Source organism: Kitasatospora sp. NPDC059648, from assembly GCF_042734825.1.
Lineage (GTDB): Bacteria > Actinomycetota > Actinomycetes > Streptomycetales > Streptomycetaceae > Kitasatospora.
Genome location: NZ_JBHWDU010000002.1, coordinates 206,887 through 232,052, shown reverse-complemented (window position 1 = coordinate 232,052; position 25,166 = coordinate 206,887). Strand labels below are relative to the sequence as shown.

Genomic DNA, 25,166 nt, shown 5'->3' with positions numbered 1-25,166 from the left:
ATACCATGTGGCAATCGGTCAGTGCTGGCCGGACGCGTGCCGAGAGCGGAGAAGGGGTGGGGCGGCAGGAGCCGACCACGAGCCCGGCGCCGGGAAAGGGGAGCCGAAGTGGCCGACAGTGACGACAGGCGGGCGAGTGCCCAGGTGTGGGGTCCGGCCGTGGTGGTGGGTTCCGCGCTGGCCGTGGTCACGGCCTACCTGATCAACGGTGCCCCGCTGGTCCTGGTGGTCGCCGGGATCGAGACCCTGCTGGTCATGGTGTACGTCGGCCGCCGTTGGCGCGCCCTGCACCAGCAGACGTCCCCGGCCTGGCACCGGCCGCGGCGCGGCGGCCCGGACGCCGCCCACTGCGAGCGCTGCCGCCGGGCCAGGGAGGCGCTGGACGCCCGTCAGGGGCGCGGGTCCGCCGGGGCGGGCGCCCGCACGCCGCGCGCCGCGCGCCCCGGGATCGCCTCGGAGCTGCCCGGGCGGACGTCCCGGCCGGAGTCGGCGGAGGCGGCAGGGGCGTCGGACGCGGCGCGCTCCCCCCAGCCGGAGCCCGGCGCCGCCGACCACCCGCCGTCCCCGCACCGCCCGCAGGGCAGGGCCCCGTACGAGCGGCCCTGGACGGCCGAACGGGCGGCCGCCCGGTCCGTGGACCGGTCGACCGCCCGTCGGGGTGTGCCGGGTTCAGCCGGCCGCGCTGTACGCCACCAGTGAGACGCCGACGTACTGGACGATGAAGGCGCCGAGGGTGAAGGCGTGGAACACCTCGTGGAAGCCGAACCAGCGCGGTGAGGGGTTGGGCCGCTTGAGCCCGTACACCACGCCGCCGATGCTGTAGAGCACCCCGCCGACGATCATCAGCACCAGGACGGCGACCCCGCCGGTGCGCAGGAAGTCCGGCAGGAAGAACGCGGCGGCCCAGCCCAGCGCGATGTACACGGGCGTGTACAGCCAGCGCGGCGCGCCGACCCAGAACACCCGGAACGCTATTCCGGCGAGCGCCCCGCCCCAGGCGACCCAGAGCAGCAGCTGCTGGTCGGCGCCCTTGAGCAGCAGGATCGTGAACGGCGTGTAGGTGCCCGCGATGATCAGGAAGATGTTCGCGTGGTCCAGTCGCCGCAGCACGGCGTCCCCGCGCGGGCCCCAGTCGAAGCGGTGGTACACCGCGCTGACCCCGAACAGCAGCCAGGCGCTGACCGAGTAGATCGCGCAGGCGACCTTGGCCGGCGTGGAGTCGGCCAGGCAGATCAGCACGATCCCGGCGGCGACGGTGGCGGGGAACATCCCGGCGTGCAGCCAGCCGCGCCACTTCGGCTTGCCCTCCCGGTCCTCGACCGGGTCCTCCCCAATGCTCTCCGCGAGCGCAGCAGCAGTCATGGGCAGCATGCTACCGGCGACCTACGGAACCGTAGGTTACTGACGCGTAAGGAAGTGGCGATCGTCACTCTTGGACGTTTTGGAGCATTTGAAGTGTGGCGCCGCCCACTCGGGCTCGGACGTGACCGACCCCTTACTGGCCGGTAATCATACTTTCCGTAGTAAAAGATGCGTCAATTTCGCCTAGGTGCCGCGTTCCGGCCTCGGACCCGGAGCTACGCTGCAAGCACCCTCAGACCCCCGCGACGCCGTCTCCTCGACGAGACGGCGTGAAACGGAGCGATCGTGTCGTACGAGATCTCTGCTCTCAGCGCATCCGCGCCCACCCGCCACAAGCAGCTGCTCGCTTGGGTGAGCGAGATCGCCGAGCTCACCCAGCCGGACCGCATCGAGTGGTGCGACGGTTCCGACGAGGAGTACCAGCGCCTCGCGGACCTGCTGGTGGCTCAGGGCACCTTCAAGAAGCTGAACGAGGAGAAGCGCCCCAACTCCTACTACGCCGCCTCGGACCCTTCGGACGTGGCGCGCGTCGAGGACCGCACGTTCATCTGTTCCGAGCAGGAGAAGGACGCCGGCCCGACCAACAACTGGAAGGCCCCCGCCGAGATGCGGGAGCTCTTCCAGGGCGAGCAGGGCCTGTTCCGCGGCGCGATGAAGGGCCGCACGATGTACGTCGTGCCCTTCTCGATGGGCCCGGTCGGCTCCCCGCTGGCCGCGTACGGCGTCGAGATCACCGACTCCGCCTACGTCGCCGTGTCGATGCGCGTGATGACCCGCATGGGCCAGGCCGTGCTCGACCAGCTCGGCGAGGACGGGGAGTTCGTCAAGGCCGTGCACACCGTCGGCGCCCCGCTGGCCGAGGGCCAGGCGGACGTGCCGTGGCCGTGCAACAGCACCAAGTACATCTCGCACTTCCCGGAGACCAAGGAGATCTGGTCCTTCGGCTCGGGCTACGGCGGCAACGCCCTGCTCGGCAAGAAGTGCTACGCGCTGCGCATCGCCTCGACCATGGCCCGCGACGAGGGCTGGCTGGCCGAGCACATGCTGATCCTGAAGCTCACCCCGCCGTCCGGCGAGGTCAAGTACGTCGCGGCCGCCTTCCCGTCGGCCTGCGGCAAGACCAACCTGGCCATGCTCCAGCCGACCATCCCGGGCTGGAAGGTCGAGACCATCGGCGACGACATCGCCTGGATGCGCTTCGGCGAGGACGGCCGCCTGTACGCCATCAACCCCGAGGCCGGCTTCTTCGGCGTCGCCCCCGGCACCGGCGTGGACACCAACGCCAACGCCATCGACACCCTCTGGGGCAACACCGTCTTCACCAACGTCGCCCTCACCGACGACGGCGACGTGTGGTGGGAGGGCCTCACCGAGGAGCCTCCGGCGCACCTCACCGACTGGCGCGGCAACGACTGGACCCCCGAGTCCGGCACCCCGGCCGCCCACCCGAACGCCCGCTTCGCCGTCCCGGCCGCGCAGTGCCCGACCATCGCCCCGGAGTGGGAGGACCCGGCGGGCGTGCCGATCTCGGCGATCCTGTTCGGCGGTCGCCGCGCCACCGCCGTCCCGCTGGTGACCGAGTCCTTCGACTGGCAGCACGGCGTCTTCCTGGGCGCCAACATCGCCTCCGAGAAGACCGCCGCCGCCGAGGGCACCGTCGGCGAGCTGCGCCGCGACCCGTTCGCGATGCTGCCGTTCTGCGGCTACAACATGGGCGACTACTTCGCCCACTGGCTGAAGGTCGGCGCCGACGCGGACGCCGCCAAGCTGCCGAAGATCTACTACGTCAACTGGTTCCGCAAGAACGCCGAGGGCAAGTTCGTCTGGCCCGGCTACGGCGAGAACAGCCGCGTGCTCAAGTGGATCGTCGAGCGCCTGGAGGGCACCGCCGAGGGCGTCGAGACCCCGATCGGCGTGCTGCCGAAGGTCGACGGCTTCGACCTGGGTGACCTGAAGCTGTCCGAGGAGGACCTCGCCCTGCTCTTCACCGTGGACGCCGACATCTGGCGCCAGGAGGCCGCGCTCGTGCCGGCCCACCTGGAGCTGTTCGGCGACCACACCCCGAAGGAGCTGTGGGACGAGTACCGGAGCCTGGTCGCGCGCCTCGGCTGAGCCTGAGCCTCAGCCGAGCGAGAGGTCGGCGCGCGGCACGAACCGCGCGCCGGCCGAGTGACGGGACGGCCGGAGTTCCGCCGGGTGGTCTTTCCCCGACCAAGGAGACCACCCGGGCCGGGACTCCGGCCGTAGTGTTTCCCCCTCCGCGGCGAGGGGTCAGGGCTGGGTGTAGCCGCTGAGGAAGTCGCCGATCCGGGTCACCGCGTCGGTGATCTCCTCCGGCCGGGGCAGCGTCACCAGCCGGAAGTGGTCCGGTTCGGGCCAGTTGAAGCCGGTGCCCTGGACCAGCAGGATGCGCTGGGAGCGCAGCAGGTCCAGCACCATCTGGGCGTCGTCCCTGATCTTGTAGACCTTCGGGTCCAGCCGGGGGAAGGCGTACAGCGCGCCCTTCGGCTTGACGCAGCTCACCCCCGGGATCCGGTTCAGCAGCTCGTACGCGGCGTCGCGCGAGGCGAGCAGCCGGCCACCGGGCAGCACCAGGTCCTTGATCGACTGCCGTCCGCCGAGCGCGGCGGCCACCGCGTGCTGGGCGGGCATGTTGGCGCACAGCCGCATCGAGGCGAGCACGGTCAGGCCCTCGATGTAGCTGCGGGCGCGCTGGCGGTCGCCGGAGAGCACCATCCAGCCGGAGCGGAAGCCCGCGACCCGGTACGACTTGGACAGTCCGTTGAAGGTGACGCAGAAGAGGTCCGGGGCCAGGGTGGCCAGCGGGACGTGCTCGGCGTCGTCGTAGAGGATCTTGTCGTAGATCTCGTCCGCGTAGACCACCAGGTCGTGCCGACGGGCGATCTCGACGATGCCCTCCAGCACCTCGCGGGGGTAGACCGCGCCGGTCGGGTTGTTCGGGTTGATCACCACGATGGCCCTGGTCCGGTCGGTCACCTTGGCCTCGATGTCGGCGAGGTCCGGGTACCACTCGGCCTGCTCGTCGCAGCGGTAGTGCACCGCGGAGCCGCCGGCCAGCGAGACCGAGGCGGTCCACAGCGGGTAGTCCGGCGCCGGGACGAGCACCTCGTCGCCGTCGTCCAGCAGCGCGGTCATGGCCAGCTGGATCAGCTCGGAGACGCCGTTGCCGAGGAAGACGTCGTCGACGGAGAGTCCGTGCAGCCCGCGGTCCTCGTAGTGCATGACCACCGCGCGGCGGGCCGAGAGCAGGCCCTTGGAGTCGCCGTACCCGTGCGCGTTCGCGAGGTTGCGCAGGATGTCCTGGAGGATCTCCGGGGGCGCCTCGAACCCGAAGGTGGCCGGGTTGCCGGTGTTGAGCTTGAGGATGCGGTGGCCCTGTTCCTCCAGCCGCATCGCCTCGTCGAGAACCGGGCCGCGGATGTCGTAGCAGACATTGGCGAGCTTGCTGGACTGGATGACCTGCATGCCTGCTTACTTTAGGGGCACGCAGGGGCCCCGCGTCGGGCATCCGGGGAGACGGCTCGCGGGGCCGGAAGGCCGTCCTTGGATTGGCAGGTGTCGGGATCGAACGGCCTTCCAAACCCCTGGTCGTGTGTCCGGAATGCCCGCGTACGCGGGGAACGCGGCCGGCTTCCCGTGCGGAACGAGACGGACGGCACACCGCCCGGCCGCCGTGGACGGGAAGATGGGCCCGGTGCGTCGACGACGAGGGGGTGGGCCGGTGGTGGCGGTCGTGTCCGGGGCGGTGCTGGTCGGTCTCCTGCTGGCTCCGCTGCTGCGCGGGCTGATCGCCCGGTTCGCCGTGCCCGAGGGCGAACCCTGGTGCGAGGCCTGCCCGTTGTGCGGCCGCGCGGTCGGACGGCTGCTGCCGCCGACCGGCCGCTGCCAGGGCTGCCGCGGGCGCCTCGGGGCCGGGGCCGGGGCGGTGGAGGCGGTCGCGGCGGCGGTCGCGGTCGCGGTGGCGTACGCGGCGGACGGGCCGCAGGCGGCGGCGCTCGCCTGGGCGGGCGCGCTCGGGGTGGCGCTCGGCTTCACCGACGGGCGGGTGCGCCGACTGCCGTACCGGCTGAGCGTGCCGCTGCTGGCCGGGGTGGCCGCGCTGCTGGCGGTGGCGGCACTGGCCGAGGGGCGCCCGGGGGTGCTGCTGCGCTGCCTGCTGGTCGCGCTGACCGTCGGCGCGCTGCTCGAAGTCGCCGTCCAGGCAGGTGCGTTGGGCCCCGGGGACTCCCCGCTCGGGCTCGCCCTGGGAGGGCTGCTCGGCTGGTACGGCTGGTGGGTCGCGATCGGCGGGCTGTTCGCCGCGGTGGTGCTCGCCGGGCTCTGGGGCACCCTGCGGGCCGCCGTCCTGCTGGTCCGCCGGCGCCCGTGGCGCGGAGTCGAGGTCCCGGTCGGTCCGTTCCTGCTGCTCGGCGCGCTCACCGCGGTGCTCGTCCGGTGAGCCGGTGACGGAAGGGGCCCGCCGTACCGGAACCGGTACGGCGGGCCCCGCCGTCGGCGCGCGGGCCCCGCCCTCAAGGAGCGGCGCGCCGGAGGGAATGGAGCGTGTCGGGCAAGCCCCGGGCCCGGGGGCCGCTCACGGCATCTTGTGCACGAACGGGCCGACCGCGTTCGAGAAGGCGTTGCCGTTGTTGGCGTCCCAGTTGGTGGACCAGGTCATCGCGCCCCGGATGGTGGGCCACTTGGCCGGCGGCACGAAGCTGCCGCAGTTCTCGCCGGTGGCCAGGCAGTTGAGCGCGTTGTTCACCACCGACGGGTCGACGTAGCCGCCGCCGGCCGCCCGGCTGGAGGCGGGGACGCCGATGCCGACCTGGTCGGGCCGCAGGCCGCCCTGGATGTGGGTGCAGACCTGCGAGGTGATGAAGTCGATCGTGCCCTGGTCGTAGACCCTGCCGTCGCAGCCGTTCATGCCGCCCGAGTTGTAGAACTGGGTGTTGACGACGGTCAGGATGTCCTTGGTGTTCAGCGCCAGCTGGAAGTAGGCACCGGAGGTGCTGTACATCCCGATGGTCTCGGGGGCCATGGTCAGCACGAAGCCGGGGCCGACCTTGGCCTGCAGGGCGTGCAGCGCGCTGCCGAGCGGGCCGGGCTGGACGCCGTTCTCCAGGTCGACGTCGATGCCGTCGAAGCCGTAGTCCTTGATGATCGCGTAGGCGCTGTTGGCGAAGTTCGCCCCGGCGGTGGCGTCGCCGACGCTGATCGCGCCGTTCTGGCCGCCGATGGAGAGGACGACCTTCTTGCCGGCCGCCTGCTTGGCCTTGACGTCGGCGCGGAACTGGGCGTCGGTGTAGCCGCCGAGCGCCTTGGACAGGCCCGGGTCCAGGGTGAAGCTGATCGCGCCGGTCTGGGTCGGCACGGCGTCGGCGAAGGAGACCGCGATGATGTCGTAGGCGTTCTGGACGTCGCTCAGGCGCTGCGGGGTCGAGCCGTTGTCGAAGTTCTGCCAGTAGCCGGTGACCACGTGAGCGGGCAGGCCGGTGGCCGGCGGGGTGGTCGGGGTCGAGGTCGGCGTGGCCGTGGCCGTCGGCGTCGTGGTGGGGGTCGGCGTCGCGGTCCGGGTGGGCGTCGCGGTGGCGGTGGCGGTGGCCGTCGGCGTCGGGGTGGCCGTCGGCGACGGGGTGGAGGTGCCGCCCGGGCCGATCAGCGCCACGTCGTCGGCGAGGTAGGCGCCCTGCCCGTACCAGCCGTGCAGGTAGACGGTGACGCTGGTGGTGTTCGCCCCGGTGGTGAAGCCGGTGGACAGCTGGTTCCAGCCGGTCTGGTTCGACCAGGTGGACGGGTCGGTGCCGCCGGTGCCGCGCGCGCCGAGGTAGACGTACGGGCCCTGCACCCAGGCGCTGAGCGTGTAGCTGCTGTTGGGCAGCACGCTGATCGTCTGGGAGCACTCGGCGGTGTCGCCCGCGCCCGGGGCGGCCTGCAGCGCGCCGCTGCCGGAGTGGACCGGCGAGGACACCGCGGTCGCGCCGCCGGTGCAGGACCAGCCGCCCAGCCCGCTCTCGAAGCCGCCGTTGGTGACCAGGTTGCCGACCGCCGCGCCGGCGCCGCCGGCGAAGAGGGCGAGGCCGCCGCCGGCCAGGGCGAGGGCGGTGGCGCCGGCCGCGAGGGCCGGGAGGGGGCTGCGCCGGCGCTTGTGCGCGGGCTCGTTCAGCGTACGGGCCATGGGTGACGCTCCTGGGTAAGGAGCGGCCGCCGCGGTGGGGGCGCGGCGGCCGCGTGTGGGGGAGGGGTCCGCAGGTGACTCGACTCGACCGGGGCGGGCCGTTCCGTTCCGCCCCGGTCAAAACCTGGACTAGACCATTACCGGTCGTCAAGCATCGGACGACCGGCTTACGGCCCCCTTAAGGATTCGGAGACCGTTCCGTGTCCACGCCGGGCGCACCGCCCGGCAGGCCGCGACACACCCGTCGCGACAGACTTCGTACAGGACCGTGACCAGACCGCTACCTGGGGCTTTACCGTGCGCCTGCGCGCCGGAGTAGGCTGCGCCGGGGCGGTGACGCACCAGCCTGAACGAGCACGGAGGGGCCGGGAAACCATGGGTCTGCGCGATGTCGCCGAACGGACGCCGGTGCTGCGCACCCTGCTGGACGGGATGTACGGGCTCTACGGCCGCCGGGTCGAGGTCCACCTCGCGCGCACCCCGCACCACATCGGCGTGATCCTGGACGGCAACCGCCGCTGGGCCAGGGCCACCGGCGGCTCCACCGCGTACGGCCACCAGCGCGGCGCCGACAAGATCAGCGAGTTCCTCGGCTGGTGCGACGAGACCCACGTCAAGGTCGTCACCCTGTGGATGCTCTCCACCGACAACCTGGACCGCCCCGCCGACGAGCTGGTCCCGCTGCTCGGCATCATCGAGGACGCCGTCACCGGCCTGGCCGCCGCCCGCCGCTGGCGGGTCAACCCGGTCGGCGCGCTGGACCTCCTCCCGCAGCACACCGCCGACGTGCTCAAGCGCGCCGCCGAGGAGACCGCCGCGATCGACGGCATCACCGTCAACGTCGCCGTCGGCTACGGCGGCCGGCACGAGATCGCCGACGCCGTCCGCTCGCTGCTCCAGGAGCACGCCGGACGCGGCACCCCGATCGAGGAACTCGCCGAGATCCTGACCGTCGAGCACATCTCGGAGCACCTCTACACCGCCAACCAGCCCGACCCGGACCTGATCATCCGCACCTCGGGCGAGCAGCGGCTGTCCGGATTCCTGCTCTGGCAGAGTGCCCACAGCGAGTTCTACTTCTGCGAGGCGTACTGGCCGGCCTTCCGCAAGGTCGACTTCCTGCGTGCGCTGCGCGCCTTCGAGCAGCGGCACCGGCGGATGGGTCTCTGACCCCTGACCCGGGGCTGCGTCCGGACGGCTCCGGGGCGGGCCCGGGATGGATCCGTGTGGAATGACCGCCGTAGGCCTGGCCTACCCGGGCCGCGCGCGAGGCCAAACGTTCACCGGCAATGATCCGTCAGTTCGCCGGGCGCGCGAATGCACCGCTCCCCGCCTGGGAATACTCCGGTCAGTCCGGCCCCGAGGCCACTGGGGCAGCGGGGGCCGGCTTGCCGCGGATGACGCAGGGTCATCCGCTCTGGAGGCCTAGTGGTCAGTTCCAAGAGCCGCCGGACACCAGACCGGCGCACGTACGTTCTCGACACCAGCGTGCTCCTGGCGGACCCGCTCGCCATGACCCGCTTCGAGGAGCACGAGGTCGTCCTTCCGGTGGTGGTCGTCACCGAGTTGGAGGCCAAACGGCACCACCCGGAGCTGGGCTACTTCGCCCGCCAGGCGCTACGTCTGCTCGACGACTACCGCATCCGCCACGGCCGGCTCGACGAGCCGATCCCGGTCGGCGAACTGGGCGGGACCATCCGGGTCGAGCTCAACCACTCGGACGTCTCGATACTGCCGGTCGGCTACCGGGCCGGCGGCGGCGAGGCGGACACCCGGATCCTGGCGGTCGCCCGCAACCTCCAGGCTGAGGGCTACGACGTCACCGTCGTCTCCAAGGACCTCCCGCTGCGGATCAAGGCCAGCTCGGTGGGCCTGCTCGCCGAGGAGTACCGGGCCGAGCTGGCGATCACCTCCGGCTGGACGGGCATGTCCGAACTGCACGTCGCCGCCGACCAGGTGGACGCGCTGTTCGCGGCCGGCCACGACGCCGCAGTGGACGTCGACGGGGCCGACGGGCTGCCGGTGCACACCGGACTGGTGCTCACCTCGGTGCGCGGCCGGGCGCTCGGCCGGGTGACCGGCGACGGGCGGGTCCGACTGGTGCGCGGCGAGCGCGAGGCGTTCGGGCTGCGCGGGCGCAGCGCCGAACAGCGGGTGGCGCTGGACCTGCTGCTCGACCCGGACATCGGCATCGTGTCGATGGGCGGCCGGGCGGGCACCGGCAAGTCGGCGCTGGCGCTGTGCGCGGGGCTGGAGGCGGTGCTGGAGCGGAGGCAGCACCGCAAGGTGATGGTCTTCCGGCCGCTGTACGCGGTCGGCGGCCAGGAACTCGGCTACCTGCCGGGCTCCGAGGCGGAGAAGATGGGCCCCTGGGCGCAGGCGGTCTTCGACACCCTCTCGGCGGTCACCACCCCGGACGTGATCGAGGAGGTCATCTCCCGCGGGATGCTGGAGGTGCTGCCGCTCACCCACATCCGGGGGCGTTCGCTGCACGACGCGTTCGTGATCGTGGACGAGGCCCAGTCCCTGGAGCGCAACGTGCTGCTGACGGTGCTGTCCCGGATCGGCCAGGGCTCGCGGGTGGTGCTCACCCACGACGTGGCGCAGCGGGACAACCTCCGGGTCGGCCGGTACGACGGGGTCGTGGCGGTGGTGGAGAAGTTGAAGGGGCATCCGCTCTTCGCCCACATCACGCTCACCCGCTCGGAGCGTTCGCCGATCGCGGCGCTGGTCACGGAGATGCTGGAGGACATCCACCCATGAACCGCCCTTGATCGGGGCAAAGCCGGACAATGCGGTCAACTCGTGGCGCGGGGCCCGTTCCTGACGGAGCGGGCCCCGCCCCTTTCATCACATCGAGTGCTTTCTGTCCGGAGAACTCCCGCGCGGTGAATGTGACATGCGCCACGCAGGCGGGAATTGCGTCGACAGTGCCCGGTGCGGCATGGTGAGGGTTCTGTCAGGCCCCGCGTACGGCGCGGCAGGGCTTCCGGAGCTCGGAAGTAAGGCCCCGGAAGGTCCACCAACTCCGGTCGGTGGACGCACAATTGAAGACCGTTGAGCCGTACGCCGCCCGATTCCAACGCCCGGTCGCCTCACCTCGGCCGGACGCCGGGCCAGCACCTCCCGTGACCAGAGCACCGTGCGGAGGTCCGTGCCAAGGGGCATGTTGCGTCCGCACGGTCACGCGTGGGCGATGCTGGAAGGAATGCATGTGACTCGGATCTCGGTCCGGGGAGTTGCTGTGGCCTCCGCCACCGCCGTCACCGCTGTCGGTGCCGTCGTCGGCATGGCCTCGGGCAGCGAGGGCAAGACCACGCAGACGGTCGACGTCGCCGGCGCGACCCTGCTTGCCGAAGTCCCCTCTGGCGCCCAGGCGCAGACCGTCAGTGACAACATCGGCCAGCAGGCATCCGCCCAGCAGGCCTCTGCCGACGCAGCGGCCAAGGCTGCCGCCGAGCAGAAGGCAGCCGAGGAGGCCGCGCGCCAGAAGGCCGCCGCCGACGCCCAGGCGAAGGCCGACGCCCAGGCCAAGGCCGACGCGGACAAGGCTGCCAAGGCCGCCGCCGACCAGCGTGCCGCCGATGCCGCCGCCGCCAACCGCTCCAAGTCGCGTTCGGCGATGGCCGCGGTGGACGACAGCGCTCCGGCCGTCTCGGTCAGCCCCGGCTCCGTGCAGGACATGGCCCGGCAGATCGTCGGCAACGACGCCCAGTTCCAGTGCTTCAGCCAGATCGTGAAGCGCGAGAGCGGCTGGGACTACACCGCGACCAACAGCAGCTCCGGCGCCTACGGTCTGGTCCAGGCCCTGCCCGGCTCCAAGATGGCCTCGGCCGGTGCCGACTGGCGCACCAACCCGGCCACACAGATCAAGTGGGGCCTCAGCTACATGAACAGCCGCTACGGCAGCCCCTGTGGCGCCTGGTCGTTCTGGCAGGCCCACAACTGGTACTAGGAGGGCCCGCCGCCCCGAGGGGCGGCGCACTCCGCACGGCCCCCGGCCGCTCCTCCGTCGACGAGCGGCCGGGGGCCGTGGTGTTCGCGGCTCGTGGCCGACGGGGGCGGGCCGCGCCGCCCGGGCTGCGCTGACCAGTGCGCCCGCGGGCGGTGCGGTCCTGGTTGCGGACGCGGGGCGCGGGGAGGGGTCCTGGTTGCTCTCCGCACCGGCCGGTCCGCCGGCGGTTGGCTTCTTCGACGGTCGAACAGGATGAGTGGGACGGCTGGGACGACCCGGTCGCCCTGTTCGAACTCCTCCCCCACCGTACGTGGGCGAAACCCTGTGAAACCTAGCGTTTTGTCCTGATCCGCGGAGGAAGCGATCGCATCGAACCTCCCCGGCGGGCGGCCCGGCCCGGTCCCCGCCGGGTAGCGTCATCCCTGACGGCCGTGGCGGGACCCACGGCGTTACCGCCGGACTCGGCGGGTCCGGCAGGGAAGCGGTGGTAGCGAGGATGGCGCGGGGCGGAAAGGCCTTCAAGGCCGTGGCCAAGGGCATGGCCGTGGTGGCGAGCGCGGCCGCCGTGATCGAACGGCGCCGACGCGCCGCGATGGCGGCCGACCCGGACGAGCTCCCCGCCGAGGTGCCCGGTCCGGTCCCGGTCCCGCGCGCCGATCCCGCGCCCGCCCCCGCGCCGGTGGCCGCCGCGGCAGCGGCCGAGTCCCAGGCACCGGAGCCCGCGACGGCGGCCCCGACGGCCGCGGCCGTCGCACCGCCCGCCCCCACCGCGCACGCCGGACTCGGCCGGGAGTACCACCCCGGTCGGCCCGCCACCCCCGCCGAGGCGGTGCCGTGGGGCCTGCGGGTCGCCGCCGAGTCGACCTGGCGGCTGCTGCTGCTCGGCGCCGCCCTCTACGTCCTCTTCTACGTCGTCGACATGCTGCGGCTGGTCGCCTTCTCGGTGCTGGCCTCGCTGCTGATCGCCGCCCTGCTGGAACCCTCGGTCTCCTGGCTGCGCCGGCGCGGGGTGCCGCGCTCGCTCGCCGCGGGCGGGGTCTTCCTCAGCGGCCTGGCCGGGATCGGGCTGGTCGGCTGGTTCGTGGTCTGGCAGGTGTCCACCAACCTGCCGGACGTCACGGCCCAGGTCAAGGACGGCGTCAACCAGCTGCGGGACTGGATGGTCAACGGGCCGCTGCACCTGACCCAGCAGCAGATCAAGGACTTCGCAGACCAGATCACCAAGGCCATCACCACCAACACCGATCAGCTCACCTCGGCCTCCATCACCGGCGCGCAGATCGCCGTCGAGGTGCTGACCTCGCTGCTGATGACCTTCTTCACCACCTTCTTCCTCCTCTACGACGGTGAGCGGATCTGGAACTGGGCGCTGCGCGGGCTGCCCCGGCACTCCCGCTTCGCGATGGCCGGCGCCGGCCCGAAGGCCTGGGCGACCCTCACCGCGTACGTGCGCGGCACCGTGTGCGTGGCCTTCATCGACGCGGTCTGCATCGGGATCGGCATCGACCTGCTGGGCGTGCCGCTGGCCATGCCGCTGGCCGTGATCATCTTCCTGGGCGCCTTCGTCCCGCTCGTCGGCGCCCTGGTCACCGGGACGGTCGCGGTCCTGATCGCCCTGGTCACCCAGGGGCCGTGGACGGCCCTGATGGTGCTGGTGGTGCTGATCGCGGTGATGCAGGTGGAGAGCCACATCCTCCAGCCGCTCATCCTCGGCCGGGCCGTCCGCGTCCACCCGCTCGGCGTGGTCCTCGGCGTCGCGGCCGGCGGCATCATCGGCGGCATCGGCGGCGCGGTCGTCGCCGTCCCGCTGATCGCCGTCACCAACACCGTGGTCGGCCACCTGCGCCGCCGCAACGAGGCCGGCCAGGCGGTCTTCACCGCCCTCGAAGCCGCCCGCGAAGCCGCCGAACGCACCGCGGCCGCCCAGCCGGCCGGGGCCCAGCCGCCGACGGCCCAGCCCGCGGCGGCGGCCGACTGACGACCGCCTCGGCGGGCGACGGCCGGGGTGGTCGTTGCCGGCCGGGGCGGTGGCGGGCGCCTTGCACTGTAGCGGAGTTGGACATGCCGAGAGGTGCGGGAAACGCCGACGGGCCCCTCCGGCAAGCGGAGGGGCCCGTCAGGGGTTACGGGGTGCGTCAGGCGTCGACGGCGGCGAGGGCGGCCTCGGAGTCGAGGACGCCGGCCACGGCCTGCAGCACGGCGGCGATCTTCATCGAGGCCTGGATGACCTCCCGCTCGACGCCGGCCTTGCGCAGCACGGCCTCGTGCGAGTCGAGGCACTGGCCGCAGCCGTTGATGGCCGAGACCGCGAAGCACCAGAGCTCGAAGTCGACCTTCTCGACGCCCGGGGTGCCGATGATGTTCATCCGCAGACCGGCCCGCATCGTGCTGTACTCCTTGTCGGAGAGCAGGTGCAGCGTCCGGTAGTAGACGTTGTTCATCCCCATGATCGCGGCCGCGCCCTTGGCGGCGGTGTACGCCTCCGGGGAGAGGTTGGCCTTGGCCTCGGGTTCCAGCTCGCGCAGCAGGCCGGGGCTGCGGGTGGCCATCGCGCAGGACAGCACGGTGCCCCAGAGCTGCTGGGCGGGGAGGTCGGAGTTGCCGATGACCGAGCCCAGGTTGAGCTTGAGGTCCTTGGCGTAGTCCGGGAGGGCGGCCTTCAGGTCGTCGAGAGCCATGGGTCAGCCCGCCAGCAGGGCCTGGGCGTCGAGGGTGTCCTCGCCCTTGTTCCAGTTGCACGGGCACAGCTCGTCGGTCTGCAGGGCGTCCAGCACCCGCAGGACCTCCTTGGGGTTACGGCCGACGGAGCCGGCGGTCACCATGACGAACTGGATCTCGTTGTTCGGGTCGACGATGAACACGGCGCGCTGGGCGGTGCCGTCCTCGCCCTCGACGCCGCAGGCGCGCATCAGGTCGTGCTTGATGTCGGCCAGCATCGGGAAGGGCAGGTCGCGCAGGTCCTTGTGGTCCTTGCGCCAGGCGTGGTGCACGAACTCGGAGTCGCCGGAGACACCGAGGATCTGGGCGTCACGGTCGGCGAACTCGTCGTTCAGCTTGCCGAACGCGGCGATCTCGGTCGGGCAGACGAAGGTGAAGTCCATCGGCCAGAAGAAGACGATCTTCCACTTGCCCTCGTAGGTCTTGTGGTCGATGTCGGCGAAGGCGCTCGCGGCGTCCAGGTCGACGCAGGCCTTGAGGTCGAACTCGGGGAACTTGTCACCGATCGTGAGCACGTTCGCTTCTCCAGAACATGAGACTGCGGGATTTTGTCCGGATTCCGGACGCGTTCAACAATTCCACATCGTGGACTGATCAGGGAAATAGCTACACTTGATGTGTCTGATCGGAGATTGCTATCAGTGCCGAACCGTCCCCGTCCCGCCGCGGCCCCCGCAGGGGTGCCGCCGCCAAACCCGAGTCGGCTGTGGGGAGCGCCACAGTCCGCAGTCCGCGCACCCCGACGGTCGCCCAGCTCAGGGCCTTCGTCGCGGTGGCCGAGCACCGGCACTTCCGGGAGGCTGCCGCCGCGACCGGGACCAGCCAGCCCGCGCTGTCCGGGGCGGTCGCGGCGCTGGAGGAGTCGCTGGGCGCGCAGCTGGTCGAGCGTACGACGCGCAAGGTGATCGTCACTCCCCTGGGTGAGCGCGTGCACGAGCACGCCCGTCGGGTGCTCGCCTCGCTGCAGGCCCTCACCGAGGAGGTGGAGGCCGCCCGGCGCCCGTTCACCGGGCCGCTGCACCTCGGGGTGATCCCGACCGTCGCGCCGTACCTGCTGCCCACCGTGCTGCGGCTGGTCCGCGACCGGTTCCCCGAGCTGGAGCTGCACGTCCACGAGGAGCGCACCCCCTCGCTGCTGGAGGGCCTGGCCGCCGGACGCCTGGACGTCCTGCTGCTGGCACTCCCGGCCGGCGGGGCCTCGCCGACCCGGGACATCCCGCTGTTCGACGAGGACTTCGTCCTGGTCGCCCCGCCCGGGCACCCGCTCGCCGGGCGGATCGACGTCCCGCGCGACGTACTGCTCGACCTGGACGTGCTGCTGCTGGAGGAGGGCCACTGCCTGCGCGACCAGGCCCTCGACATCTGCCGAGAGGTCGGCGCCGACCCGGCCGGCTCCACCACCCGGGCGGCCGGCCTGTCCACCCTGGTCCAGCTCGTCGCCGGGGGCCTCGGGGTGACCCTGCTGCCCGCCACCGCGCTGGACGTGGAGGCCGGACGCACCGACCGGCTGGCGGCCGTCCGCTTCGCCGCCCCGGCGCCCGGCCGCCGGATCGGGCTGGCCACCCGCCCGGGCTCGGCCCGCAGTGCCGAGTACGAGCGCTTCGCGGCGGCGCTGCGCGAGGTGCTGGCCGAGCTGCCGGTGCGGATCGTCGGCGGGGAGGACGCGGGCTAGGGACGGGAGGTCGAGGGCCGGAGGCGGGGAGGCCGAGGGCCGGGGGAGGGGCCGGTCAGGGCCGGCCCGCCGCCTCGCCGAGGCAGAGCCCGACCGTGGTCGCCACCAGCACGTCCAGCGCCTCCAGGGTCTCCGGGTCGGGCCGTTCGCCCGGGTGGCGCCGGATCAGGTGGCGGGCGGTCAGGCCGTCGAAGCCGCTCAGGAAGTGAACGGCGATCCGGTCGACGGGGGTGGCCAGGGTCAGTCCGTGGGCTGCGGCGAGGGCGGTGATCATCTCGGTGGCGGTGCCCTCGATCGCGCACTGCAGCCCGAGCATGATCTCCCGCACGTCCGGGTCGCGCATCGCCAGCGTCTCGAACTCGCTCAGCAGTACGCAGCGCCCGTCCTCGCCGGTGGCGGCGTCCCAGAGCGCGTACACCAGGGTGCGGACCTGTTCGCCGAACGGGCCGTCGCCCGGGGAGGCGGCGCGCACCTGGCCGATGAACTGGGCGGCGACCTCCTCGACCACGGCCCGGTAGAGGTCCTTCTTGGTGCCGAAGGTGTAGTGCACCGTCGCCTGTGCCACGCCCAGCTCGGCCGCGATCGCGCGGGTGCTGGCGGTGGCGACCCCTTCCCGGGTCATCAGGTCGATCGCTGCCCGGACCAGCTGCGGCCGGCGTTCGGAGGCGGGGACATGAGCCATCCAGCCAGGGTAGCGCCATGGTCGAGCAACTGCGTCGTCTGATTTTGTCGGCCAACTTTGTCACTCGACAAAGTTGGGTCTACCGTGGGAGGGGTTCGCTCAGGCACCCGCCTGTCCGCCGACCGCACGCGAGGGGTCAGACCTTGGCCACATACCTGTACCGACTGGGCCGCCACTGCTTCAGGAGAAGGCGCGCCGTGCTGGCCGTCTGGATCGCGCTGCTGATCGCGATCGGCGGGGCCGCCGGCGCGTTCGCGGGCAAGACCAGCGACGAGTTCAAGGTCCCGGGGACGGAGGCACAGGCCACCCTGGACCGGATCAAGGGCGCCTTCCCGGAGCAGGGCCACGGCTCCGCCCAGGTGGTCTTCGCCGCCCCGGCGTCCGGCGGCATCGCCTCGCCCGGGGCGACCACGGCGGTCGGCGAGGCCGTCGGCCGGATCGCCCACGTCCCCGGCGTGGCCGCGGTTCCCGACCCGTACGCCACCGGCGCGGTGTCCCCGGACGGCAGGGTCGCGATCGCACTGGTCTCCTTCGACCACAAGCTCGCCGACGTCACCGACCAGGAGCGCGACGCCGTGAGGGCCGCCGCCGAACCGGCCCGTGCGGCCGGGCTGGACGTCGCCTTCGGCGGCGACGCGTACAACCGGTTCGCGCAGATCGAGGGCGGCTCCGAGTCGATCGGCCTGGTGGTGGCCGCGGTGGTGCTGGTGATCACGCTCGGCACCCTGGTGGCCGCCGGGCTGCCGCTGCTGACCGCGCTGGTCGGCGTCGCGGTGGCGATGGCCGGACTGCTGGCGCTGACCGGCTCGTTCGAGATCATCACCACCGCGCCGGTGCTGGCGCTGATGGTCGGCCTCGCGGTCGGCATCGACTACGCGCTGTTCATCCTGTTCCGCCACCGCCGCCACCTGGACGAGGGGCTGGAGCCGGAGGAGTCCGCCGCCCGGGCCACCGCGACCGCCGGCAGCGCCGTCGTCTTCGCCGGCCTGACCGTGGTGGTGGCCCTCGCCGGACTCGCCGTCGCCGGCGTCCCCTTCCTCACCGTGATGGGTCTGGCCGCCTCCGGTGCCGTCGTGGTGGCCGTCCTGGTCGCGATCACGCTGCTGCCCGCGGTGCTCGGCTTCACCGGGCGGGCGATCGACCGGCTGCCGATCTGGAAGCGGGCACTGGCCACCCACGGCAAGGTCACCATGGGCGAGCGCTGGGCCCGCTTCGTGGTCCGCCGCCCGCTGCCCGTCCTGCTGGTCGGCCTGGCCGGGCTCGGCGCCATGGCGGTGCCCGCCGCGAGCCTGGACCTCGGTCTGCCGGGCGGCGGCTCACAGGCCGTCGGCACGGACGGCCGCAAGGCGTACGACCTGGTCAGCGACAGTTTCGGCCCGGGCTTCAACGCGCCGCTGGTGGTCGTCGTGGACGCCCACGGCACCCCGCAGCCGGAGCGGGCGGTGCAGGGCGTGGCGGGCAAGCTGCAGGGGCTGAAGGGCGTCCGGACGCTGCTGCCGCCCAAGGTCGACCGGGCCAGCGGCACCGCCCTGGTGCCGGTCATCCCGACGACCGGCCCGGACGACGAGGACACCAGGGCGCTGGTCAACGAGATCCGCGACCAGCGCGCCGGGATCGAGTCCGCGACCGGCGCGACCATCGCCGTCACCGGTACCACCGCCGCCAACATCGACGTCTCCACCAAGCTCGGCCAGGCCCTGCCGCCGTTCGTCGCGGTGATCGTGGGCATCGCGCTGGTGCTGCTCGCGCTGGCCTTCCGCTCCGTGCTGGTGCCGCTCAAGGCGGTGCTGGGCTTCCTGCTCAGCATCCTGGCCTCGCTCGGCGCGGTGGTCGCGGTCTACCAGTGGGGCTGGCTGGGCGGCCTGATCGACGTGCCCAAGGTCGGCCCGGTGGTCAGCTTCGTACCGATCCTGCTGATCGGCGTGCTGTTCGGGCTGGCGATGGACTACGAGCTGTTCCTGGTCTCCGGGATGAAGGAGCAGTACGTCCACGGCAAGGCCCCGCGCGAGGCGGTCGTCGGCGGGGTGAAGGGCGGCGCCCGGGTGGTCACGGCGGCCGCGCTGATCATGATCTCGGTGTTCGGCGCCTTCGTCCTCGGCCACGACCCGATCGTCCAGCCGATCGGCTTCGCCCTCGCGGTGGGCGTGCTGGTGGACGCCTTCGTGGTGCGGATGGCCCTGGTGCCGGCCGCGATGGCACTGTTCGGCAAGGCGGCCTGGTGGTTCCCGAAGCCGCTGGAGAAGGTCGTGCCGAAGGTGGACATGGAGGGCGAGCGGCTGATCACCCGGCTGGAGGAGGAGCAGCGGGAGACGAGGCAGCCCGCCGGGGTCTGAGACCCGGTCACGCGCGCGCCCCGGCAGGAGCCCTCCCGCCGGGCGCGCGGCCGCCTCACCGGGGTCACTTCACGGGCAGGACCGCGGCCTGGGGCAGGCGCTGCTCGAACCAGACCACCTTGCCGGTGCCCAGCCGGGTCGCGCCCCAGCGGTCCGCGCACCGGGCCACTATCTGCAGCCCGCGTCCGCGCTCGTCCTCCGGACCGGTGCGGCGCGGGCGCGGCAGCAGCGGGCTGTCGTCGCCGACCTCGCAGCGCAGCCGGGTGGTGCGCACCAGGCTGAGGGTGACCGGCCGGGTCGCGTGCTGGACGGCGTTGGTCACCAGCTCGCTGACCATCAGCTCGGTCGCCTCGCTCAGCTCGTCCAGCCCCCAGCGGCGCAGCGTGTGCGCGGCCAGCCGGCGGGCCCGGCCCGGCGTCTCGTTGCGCGGCTGCAGGTACCAGTGGGCGACGTCCCCGGCCGGGATGCCGTCGAAGCAGGCGCCCAGCAGGGCGATGTCGTCGCCGCGGTCGCCGGGCGGCAGGATGCGCAGGGCCTCCTGGCACAGCTGCTCGGGGGACTGCCAGCGGGCCGCCGCGATCCGTGCGCGGAGCACCTCCAGGCCGTCGCTGAGCGGGCGGGTGCGGGTCTCCACCAGGCCGTCGGTGAACAGCAGCAGGGCCGAGCCGGGCGGGGCGGGCAGCTCGACGGAGTTGAAGTCCACGCCGCCGACCCCGATCGGCGCCCCGGAGTCCAGCTCCACCAACTCGGCCGTGCCGTCCGGGCGGACCAGCACCGGCGGGACGTGCCCGGCGTTGGCCAGCACCACCCGGTTGGCGATCGGGTCGTACACCGCGTACACGCAGGTGGCCAGGTGCTGTTCGCGGCCGAGCCGCTGGGCCTGCTCGTCCAGGTGGTAGAGCACCTCGTGCGGCGGCAGGTCGAGTGCGGCCAAGGTCTGGGCGCTGGTGCGCAGCTGGCCCATGATGGCGGCAGAGGTGAGCGAGTGGCCCATCACGTCGCCGACGATCAGGGCGACCCGGTTGCCGGGCAGCGGCACCGCGTCGTACCAGTCGCCGCCGACCTGCGCGCCGCGCTCGCCGGGCAGGTAGCGCTGGGCGAGCCGGACGCCGTGCGACTGGGGCAGGCGCAACGGCAGCATGCTGCGCTGGAGTTCGTTGGCTATCTCCCACTCGCGGGCGTAGCGCAGCGCGGTGTCCACCGCCAGCCCGGCCTGGGTCGCCAGGTGCGCGGCGGTCGCGGTGTCGGCCGCGTCGAAGGCCGACCGGCCGGTGCGTTCAGGGGGCCGGCGGATCAGCACCAGCAGACCGAGGACGGCCTTGCGCCCGCGCAGCGGCAGCGCGACGACCGAGGTGCCGGGGGCCAGCCGCGCCAGCCCCCGGGTGCCGTACAGCTCGCGCAGCAGCGCCTCGGTGCGCTCGGCGGCGGGCGTGCCGAGGACCGCCGACTCGGCGGGGCGGCGGCTCAGCAGGATGTGCGCCAGCGCGCCGCCGCGGGTGACCGGGGTGGCCGGGCCGGTGTCGGCGGTCGACCGGGAGCCGTACCGGGAGCGGTGCCGGTCGTCCGCGCCGCTCTTGCGGCCGCGGCGGCCGATCCGGGTGCCCGTGCTGTGGTGGATCCGCAGCTCCTCCGGGAAGCCGGGTTCGCGTTCGACGTTGGGCAGCGGGTCGCGCAGGTGGACGACGGCGGCGTCGGCGAGGGTCGAAACCAGCACCCGGCCGATGTTGCGCAGGGTCGCGGCCAGGTCGAGGGCGCTGTTGATCCGCCGGGTCGCCGCGTCGAGGTAGGCGAGGCGGTCCGCCACCCCGCCCGCCGCGCCCGCGCGGTCCGGCCGTGCCGTCGGCGGCTTCGCCGGGGCCGCTGCCCGGGCCGGGAGCTGGCGGCGCTGGCCCGGGACGGCGGACGGCGGCTCCGCCTCGGTCTTGAGCTGGTCGCGCACGGCTGCCTGTCCTGGATTCGGTGTGGTGTGGAGGTGTGCTCGGTGGGCCCGGTCCGCTGGCCCGGTCCGCTGGTCGGTCAGCCGACGCGTCGACAGCGCAGGAACAGCTGTTCCTCCGGCGGCAGCGTGGTACTGGCCGGCGCGTACGGATGCCCCGAGCGATCCTCGACGGCGAAACCCGCGTCAACCAGAACCCGCTCCAGATCCTCCCGCAGATACCCACTGATCCGCAGCTCTCTGCCAAGGAACGGAAGCGGAACGTGATCCAGGTCGGCCTCGACCATGCCGAGGGCCAGCAGTCCGCCGGGTCGCAGGAGCTCGCGCAGCCGGACGAGCACGGTCGGGATCTCGTCCTGCGGCAGCAGGATCAGTGAGAAGAACGCGGTGACGGCGGCGAAGGAGCCGTGGCCCGCCGGGCCCAGTCCGGGCGCGCCCCAGACCCGGCCGGCGCGCTCGGTGGCCAGATCGTACAGGTCGATCCGGTGGAACTCGGCCGGAAACGGGCCGGTGTCCCCGGCTCGACGGGCCAGCGTGAGCATCACGTCCGAGAGGTCCACCGCCGTCACCCGCAGCCCGGCGGACGTCAGCTGGCGGAGCGTCGGCTCACCGGTGCCGCAGCCCACGTCCAGCACCCGGGCCCCGGGTTCGAGCGCGGCGAGCAGCCGCCGCCCGCACTCCAGCTGCCCGTCCTTGGCGGGGAACGCCTCGCCGTACCCGGCTCCGATGGTGTCGAAGGCGACCGCCTGCAAGGCCCGTGCCGCCCGGCGTCGTCGCACGTCGGGCCCGTCGTCGCCAGCGTCCTCGCCGACGGGGAACGGGTCGGATATCTGTCCGGTCGTCACGTTGAGAGGCACCCTTCCACCCGTGGCCTCCGGTCGGCTCCTCCGCAGCCTCCTGGGCCGCTGCCGGTGGCGGTACGTCACGCTCCCCGCGTCACACAGACGGCCTGCACCCCGACACGTTGTCGGCAGACACTCGTGTGCGTACTGGCATCTGAGAATATGCGCGATCACTGCGCCATGGGGTCCCTTTCCGGCCAACTCGTCATGCTTGGGCCGAAGTGGGTCGGGTCCGCGGAAGCACTTCGGTGCGGGCAGGGTGGTGCGTGCGGTGCCGCACGCCGTGCGGAGCGCCGGGGCGACGGCGCTGACCTGCGGTTTTGCCGGTCCGCAGGCTGACAATCGGACGTTTATCGAATGTCAATCGGCGGAGTGCACAGTTGAGTCCAGCGCCGGGGAAGCGTTGAGGGCGCTCCCGCAGCCGGGGGGCTGCGGGAGCGCCGACGCGCGGATCGGGGGAGGTTCTCCGTGGGGGGGCGGAGGCCTCACGGCGCGGGGGAAGAAGAGAAGGGCTCGGTGTGCTGTCGGGAGATGAGGTCCGCCACGGGGGAGGCCTCCGGCACACCGAGCCGCGTGAAGATCGCGTGCGCCTCCTGGAGACAGGCCAGGCCACGGGCCGGCTGGGCCAGGGCGAGCAGCGCCTCGCCGAGGGCAGCGTTGGCCAGGCCCTGGCAGTAGACGGAATCCATGTCCTGCCCGATCGCGAGTGACTGACCGGCGGCCTCGGCGGCCTCGGGGTACTGCTCGGCGGCGAGCAGCGCGGAGGCGAGGCGGGCCAGGGTGTAGCCCTCCCACAGGGGATTCCGCTGGGACTGGTAGAGCCGGTGCGCCTCCTGCAAGTAGGGGACGGCCTCGCCGCCGGAGAGCACCACGCCCAGCTGGTAGAGGGTCTGGGCGAGCAGCGGACCGTTCTTGGACGCCCGAGCCGCTGCGACACCGTCTTCGGCCGAGCTGATCGCCGTCTCGGTCATGCCCAGTCGATGCTGGACCCGGGCGAGGTTGCTGACGATCCGCGCTTCACCGAACGCCGTGCCGACCTGTCGGTTGATGGCCTGCGCCTGTTCGAGGAACGGCAGAGCCTCGGCCGGTCGGTTGCCGACGCTGAGGATCACGCCGAGCGTGTTGGCCGTGGCCAGCAGCAGGACGGTCGGCTCGTCCGGAGCCTGGTGGTCGAGGCTGCGCCGCAGTGAGTGCTCGGCATTCTGGAAGTCGCTGGCGACGGACTTCAGAGCGCCGAGAGCGAAATGAAGCCGTGCGAGAGCGGCGGAGTCGCCCCGCTGCTCCGCTTCCTGGCTGAGGGTCTCCAGGATCGGGCGGACCTGCGGGCCGTGGGTGGGGTCGGGGCCGAGACCGTACAGCAGGATCAGCAGGTCGATCGCCGCGTGCTGCGAGCTGATGGGTCCGTTCGCCGCCGTGGCCATGGCACTGAGCAGCAGAGCGCCCTCGGTCCGGAGCCAGTCCTGGGCGGAGCCGCTGGTTGGCAGGCCCATGCCCGGGGAGGAGGGTGTGGTCAGCAGCTCGGGCTCGGCGTCGTCCGGTTCGATGGTTCGGGCAGCGTTGCGGACGGTCGGGATCAGCAGGTCGAGCAGCCGCGCCACTGCCCTTTCCTGCTCCTCGGTGTCCCCGATCCGCTCGTTCTTCCGCTGAGCGTAGAGCCGGAGCAGGTCGTGGTAGCGGTAGCGGCCGGGGGTGAAGCACTCCAGCATGTTCGCCTCGACCAGCGCCTCGGCGAGGTCCTCGGCCGTGTACTCGTCGACACCCAGCAGCGCCGCGGCGGCGACCAGCGGGATGTCGGGGGAGTCGATCAGGGCGAGCAGCCGAAAGGCACGGGCCTCGTCCACGGACAGCTGTCCGTAGCCGAGCCCGATGGTGGTCTCCACGGCGAGGTTGCCGAGCTGGAGTTCGTCCAGGCGCCGCCGCTGGTCGGCTAACCGACTGGCCAGGTCGGAGACGCTCCAGCGCGGCCGGCTGGCCAGCCGGGCGGCGGCGATGCGGACCGCCAGTGGCAGGAAGCCGCAGGCGGTGACCACCTTCATGGCAGCCTCGGGCTCGGCGGCGACCCGCTGCTCGCCCACGATGGCCGAGAAGAGGGTGAGCGCTTCGGCGGGAGTTAGTTCCTCGACGTCGAACAGCTGGGCGCCGGGGATGCCGGCCAACCGGGAACGGCTGGTGGCGAGCACCGCGCAGCCGGAGACACCGGGGATGAGCGGCCGGATCTGGTCGGCGTCCCGTGCGTTGTCGAGCAGGATCAGCATCCGCCGGCTGGCGAGCAGCGAGCGGTAGAGAGCCGCGCGCTGTTCGAGTGAGTCGGGTGTCTCCGTGACCCCGAGCGCGTGCAGGAAGTCGCCCAGGACGACCACCGGGTCGGCGGGTGAGGCGCCCGCTCCGCGCAGGTCGACGTACAACTGACCGTCCGGGAACTCGGCGCGGACGCGGTGGGCGACGTGCACGGCGAGAGTGGTCTTGCCCACGCCGCCGATGCCTGCCAGCGAGGTCACCACCACGGCCTGGCCGGTGGCGTTCATCAGGACCGTCGAGAGGTCCCCCACCAGCTCCGATCGCCCGCTGAAATCCGAGACGTCGGCGGGGAGTTGCGCCGGGGCGGGCGGTGCGGCCGGACTGTCCTCGCGAGTGACCGAGGCCTGGGCGGCCGGTACGGCGAGTGTCGGGTCGGCGGCCAGGATGCGGTTGTGCATCGAGGACAGGCCGACGCCCGGTTCGACCCCGAGCTCCTCGATGAGCAGCTTGCGGGTGTCGGTGTAGACACCGAGCGCTTCGGCCTGACGGCCGCAGCGGTACAGCGCCAGCATCAGCAACTCGCGCAGACGCTCGCGCAACGGGTGCTCGGCCGTCAGATTGTTGAGTTCGACGACGATCTCGGCGTGCAGGCCGATGTCGAGGGCGGCGGCGCACAGTTCCTCGGCGACGGCGACTTGGCGCTCCGCCAGCCGCAACCGCTGGGCGTCTGCGTACGGACCGGGGATGCCCGTGAGCGGACGGCCGCTGAACAGGTCCAGCGCCTCTGCCAGCAGTCGGTGCGCCTTGTGCTTGTCACCCGAGGTGCGGGCCGCTGCGGCCTCGGCGGAGAGTTTTTCGAAGACCGAGAGGTCGAGGGCCTCGCCGGGAATGCGCAGGGCGTAGCCGTCGGCGACCGAGACCAGGAGTTCGGCGGGGCGGCGCACCTCCCGCTGGGGCTCGATCACCGAGCGCAGACGGGAGACGTACGTGCGGAGCGCGGCCACGGCCTGGGCCGGGGGACGCTCGCCCCAGAGCGAGTCGACCAGGTCCTGCGTGGTGACCGGGCGCCCGGAGTGCAGCAGAAGGGTGGTCAGCACGGCCTGCTGCTGGGGAGAACCGAGGGAAAGGGGCTTGCCGTCGAGCCAGGCCTGGACCGGACCGAGGACTTGGAAGCGCAGCGCAGGTGCCTGCGGCGTCTCCCGAAACTCCATGAAGTCCCCCGATGGCCTGTGGTGTCGATTCCGTGAATG

General features: G+C 72.5%; 18 protein-coding genes. 9 read left to right on the top strand and 9 right to left on the bottom strand.

All coding sequences use genetic code 11. From position 1 onward, the window contains the following. Positions 1–108: 108 nt before the first annotated feature. Positions 109–699 carry a hypothetical protein gene (locus tag ACFV1W_RS02620; RefSeq protein WP_380412384.1) on the top strand — a complete coding sequence of 197 codons (591 nt, stop codon included), beginning with the start codon at positions 109–111 and terminating at the stop codon, positions 697–699. Here the strand turns inward: ACFV1W_RS02620 and ACFV1W_RS02615 are convergent. Further along, a complete protein-coding gene (locus ACFV1W_RS02615) occupies positions 670–1,362 on the bottom strand; it encodes a hemolysin III family protein (protein WP_380412382.1) in 693 nt (230 codons plus the stop codon). The two genes, ACFV1W_RS02620 and ACFV1W_RS02615, sit on opposite strands and share 30 nt — an antisense overlap. 285 nt (positions 1,363–1,647) lie before the next feature. On the opposite strand from ACFV1W_RS02615, the gene ACFV1W_RS02610 reads away from it, so the two are divergent. Next, positions 1,648–3,474 carry a phosphoenolpyruvate carboxykinase (GTP) gene (locus tag ACFV1W_RS02610; RefSeq protein ID WP_380412379.1) on the top strand — a complete coding sequence of 609 codons (1,827 nt, stop codon included), beginning with the start codon at positions 1,648–1,650 and terminating at the stop codon, positions 3,472–3,474. Between the two features lie 159 nt (positions 3,475–3,633). On the opposite strand, the gene ACFV1W_RS02605 is transcribed toward ACFV1W_RS02610, so the two are convergent. Next, positions 3,634–4,848, bottom strand: coding sequence for a pyridoxal phosphate-dependent aminotransferase (locus ACFV1W_RS02605; RefSeq protein ID WP_380412376.1), 1,215 nt, complete (start codon positions 4,846–4,848; stop codon positions 3,634–3,636). A 259-nt stretch (positions 4,849–5,107) separates the two neighbouring features. On the opposite strand from ACFV1W_RS02605, the gene ACFV1W_RS02600 reads away from it, so the two are divergent. After that, a complete protein-coding gene (locus tag ACFV1W_RS02600) occupies positions 5,108–5,821 on the top strand; it encodes a prepilin peptidase (protein ID WP_380412373.1) in 714 nt (237 codons plus the stop codon). A gap of 135 nt (positions 5,822–5,956) precedes the next feature. On the opposite strand, the gene ACFV1W_RS02595 is transcribed toward ACFV1W_RS02600, so the two are convergent. Continuing rightward, positions 5,957–7,540 carry a chitinase gene (locus ACFV1W_RS02595; protein ID WP_380412370.1) on the bottom strand — a complete coding sequence of 528 codons (1,584 nt, stop codon included), beginning with the start codon at positions 7,538–7,540 and terminating at the stop codon, positions 5,957–5,959. 375 nt (positions 7,541–7,915) lie between these two features. Here ACFV1W_RS02595 and ACFV1W_RS02590 point away from each other — a divergent pair, with 375 nt between their 5' ends. From ACFV1W_RS02590 to ACFV1W_RS02575, 4 genes are all read left to right on the top strand, one after another. Further along, positions 7,916–8,710, top strand: coding sequence for an isoprenyl transferase (locus ACFV1W_RS02590; protein WP_380412367.1), 795 nt, complete (start codon positions 7,916–7,918; stop codon positions 8,708–8,710). Positions 8,711–8,968: 258 nt separating this feature from the next. Then, the gene (locus ACFV1W_RS02585; RefSeq protein WP_380412364.1) at positions 8,969–10,303 is read left to right on the top strand and encodes a PhoH family protein; all 1,335 of its coding nucleotides are present in this window, start codon (positions 8,969–8,971) and stop codon (positions 10,301–10,303) included. Positions 10,304–10,736: 433 nt separating this feature from the next. Then, positions 10,737–11,495, top strand: coding sequence for a transglycosylase SLT domain-containing protein (locus tag ACFV1W_RS02580; protein ID WP_380412361.1), 759 nt, complete (start codon positions 10,737–10,739; stop codon positions 11,493–11,495). Positions 11,496–11,991: 496 nt separating this feature from the next. Continuing rightward, positions 11,992–13,473, top strand: coding sequence for an AI-2E family transporter (locus ACFV1W_RS02575; protein WP_380412358.1), 1,482 nt, complete (start codon positions 11,992–11,994; stop codon positions 13,471–13,473). 157 nt (positions 13,474–13,630) lie between these two features. Here the strand turns inward: ACFV1W_RS02575 and ACFV1W_RS02570 are convergent, their stop codons facing one another. Both ACFV1W_RS02570 and ACFV1W_RS02565 read right to left on the bottom strand, forming a co-directional pair. Then, entirely contained in the window at positions 13,631–14,173 is a 543-nt protein-coding gene (locus tag ACFV1W_RS02570; protein ID WP_363382179.1) for an alkyl hydroperoxide reductase, read from the bottom strand. Between the two features lie 3 nt (positions 14,174–14,176). Then, a complete protein-coding gene (locus ACFV1W_RS02565) occupies positions 14,177–14,728 on the bottom strand; it encodes a peroxiredoxin (RefSeq protein WP_030286645.1) in 552 nt (183 codons plus the stop codon). 191 nt (positions 14,729–14,919) lie between these two features. On the opposite strand from ACFV1W_RS02565, the gene ACFV1W_RS02560 reads away from it, so the two are divergent. After that, positions 14,920–15,885, top strand: a complete 966-nt coding sequence (locus ACFV1W_RS02560; RefSeq protein ID WP_380412354.1) for a LysR substrate-binding domain-containing protein — start codon at positions 14,920–14,922, stop codon at positions 15,883–15,885. 55 nt (positions 15,886–15,940) lie between these two features. Here ACFV1W_RS02560 and ACFV1W_RS02555 read toward each other — a convergent pair whose 3' ends face one another. Beyond that, on the bottom strand, positions 15,941–16,567 hold the full coding sequence (locus ACFV1W_RS02555; protein ID WP_380412351.1) for a TetR/AcrR family transcriptional regulator: 627 nt from the start codon (positions 16,565–16,567) through the stop codon (positions 15,941–15,943). A gap of 143 nt (positions 16,568–16,710) precedes the next feature. Between ACFV1W_RS02555 and ACFV1W_RS02550 the strand changes: the two genes are divergently transcribed. Further along, complete coding sequence (locus tag ACFV1W_RS02550) at positions 16,711–18,900, top strand: MMPL family transporter (RefSeq protein WP_380412348.1); 2,190 nt, start codon at positions 16,711–16,713, stop codon at positions 18,898–18,900. A 64-nt stretch (positions 18,901–18,964) separates the two neighbouring features. Here ACFV1W_RS02550 and ACFV1W_RS02545 read toward each other — a convergent pair whose 3' ends face one another. From ACFV1W_RS02545 to ACFV1W_RS02535, 3 genes are all read right to left on the bottom strand, one after another. Beyond that, positions 18,965–20,839, bottom strand: coding sequence for a SpoIIE family protein phosphatase (locus ACFV1W_RS02545; protein ID WP_380412345.1), 1,875 nt, complete (start codon positions 20,837–20,839; stop codon positions 18,965–18,967). Between the two features lie 77 nt (positions 20,840–20,916). Continuing rightward, positions 20,917–21,681, bottom strand: coding sequence for a class I SAM-dependent methyltransferase (locus ACFV1W_RS02540; RefSeq protein ID WP_380412342.1), 765 nt, complete (start codon positions 21,679–21,681; stop codon positions 20,917–20,919). Between the two features lie 482 nt (positions 21,682–22,163). Next, on the bottom strand, positions 22,164–25,127 hold the full coding sequence (locus ACFV1W_RS02535) for a BTAD domain-containing putative transcriptional regulator (RefSeq protein ID WP_380412339.1): 2,964 nt from the start codon (positions 25,125–25,127) through the stop codon (positions 22,164–22,166). Positions 25,128–25,166: the final 39 nt, after the last annotated feature.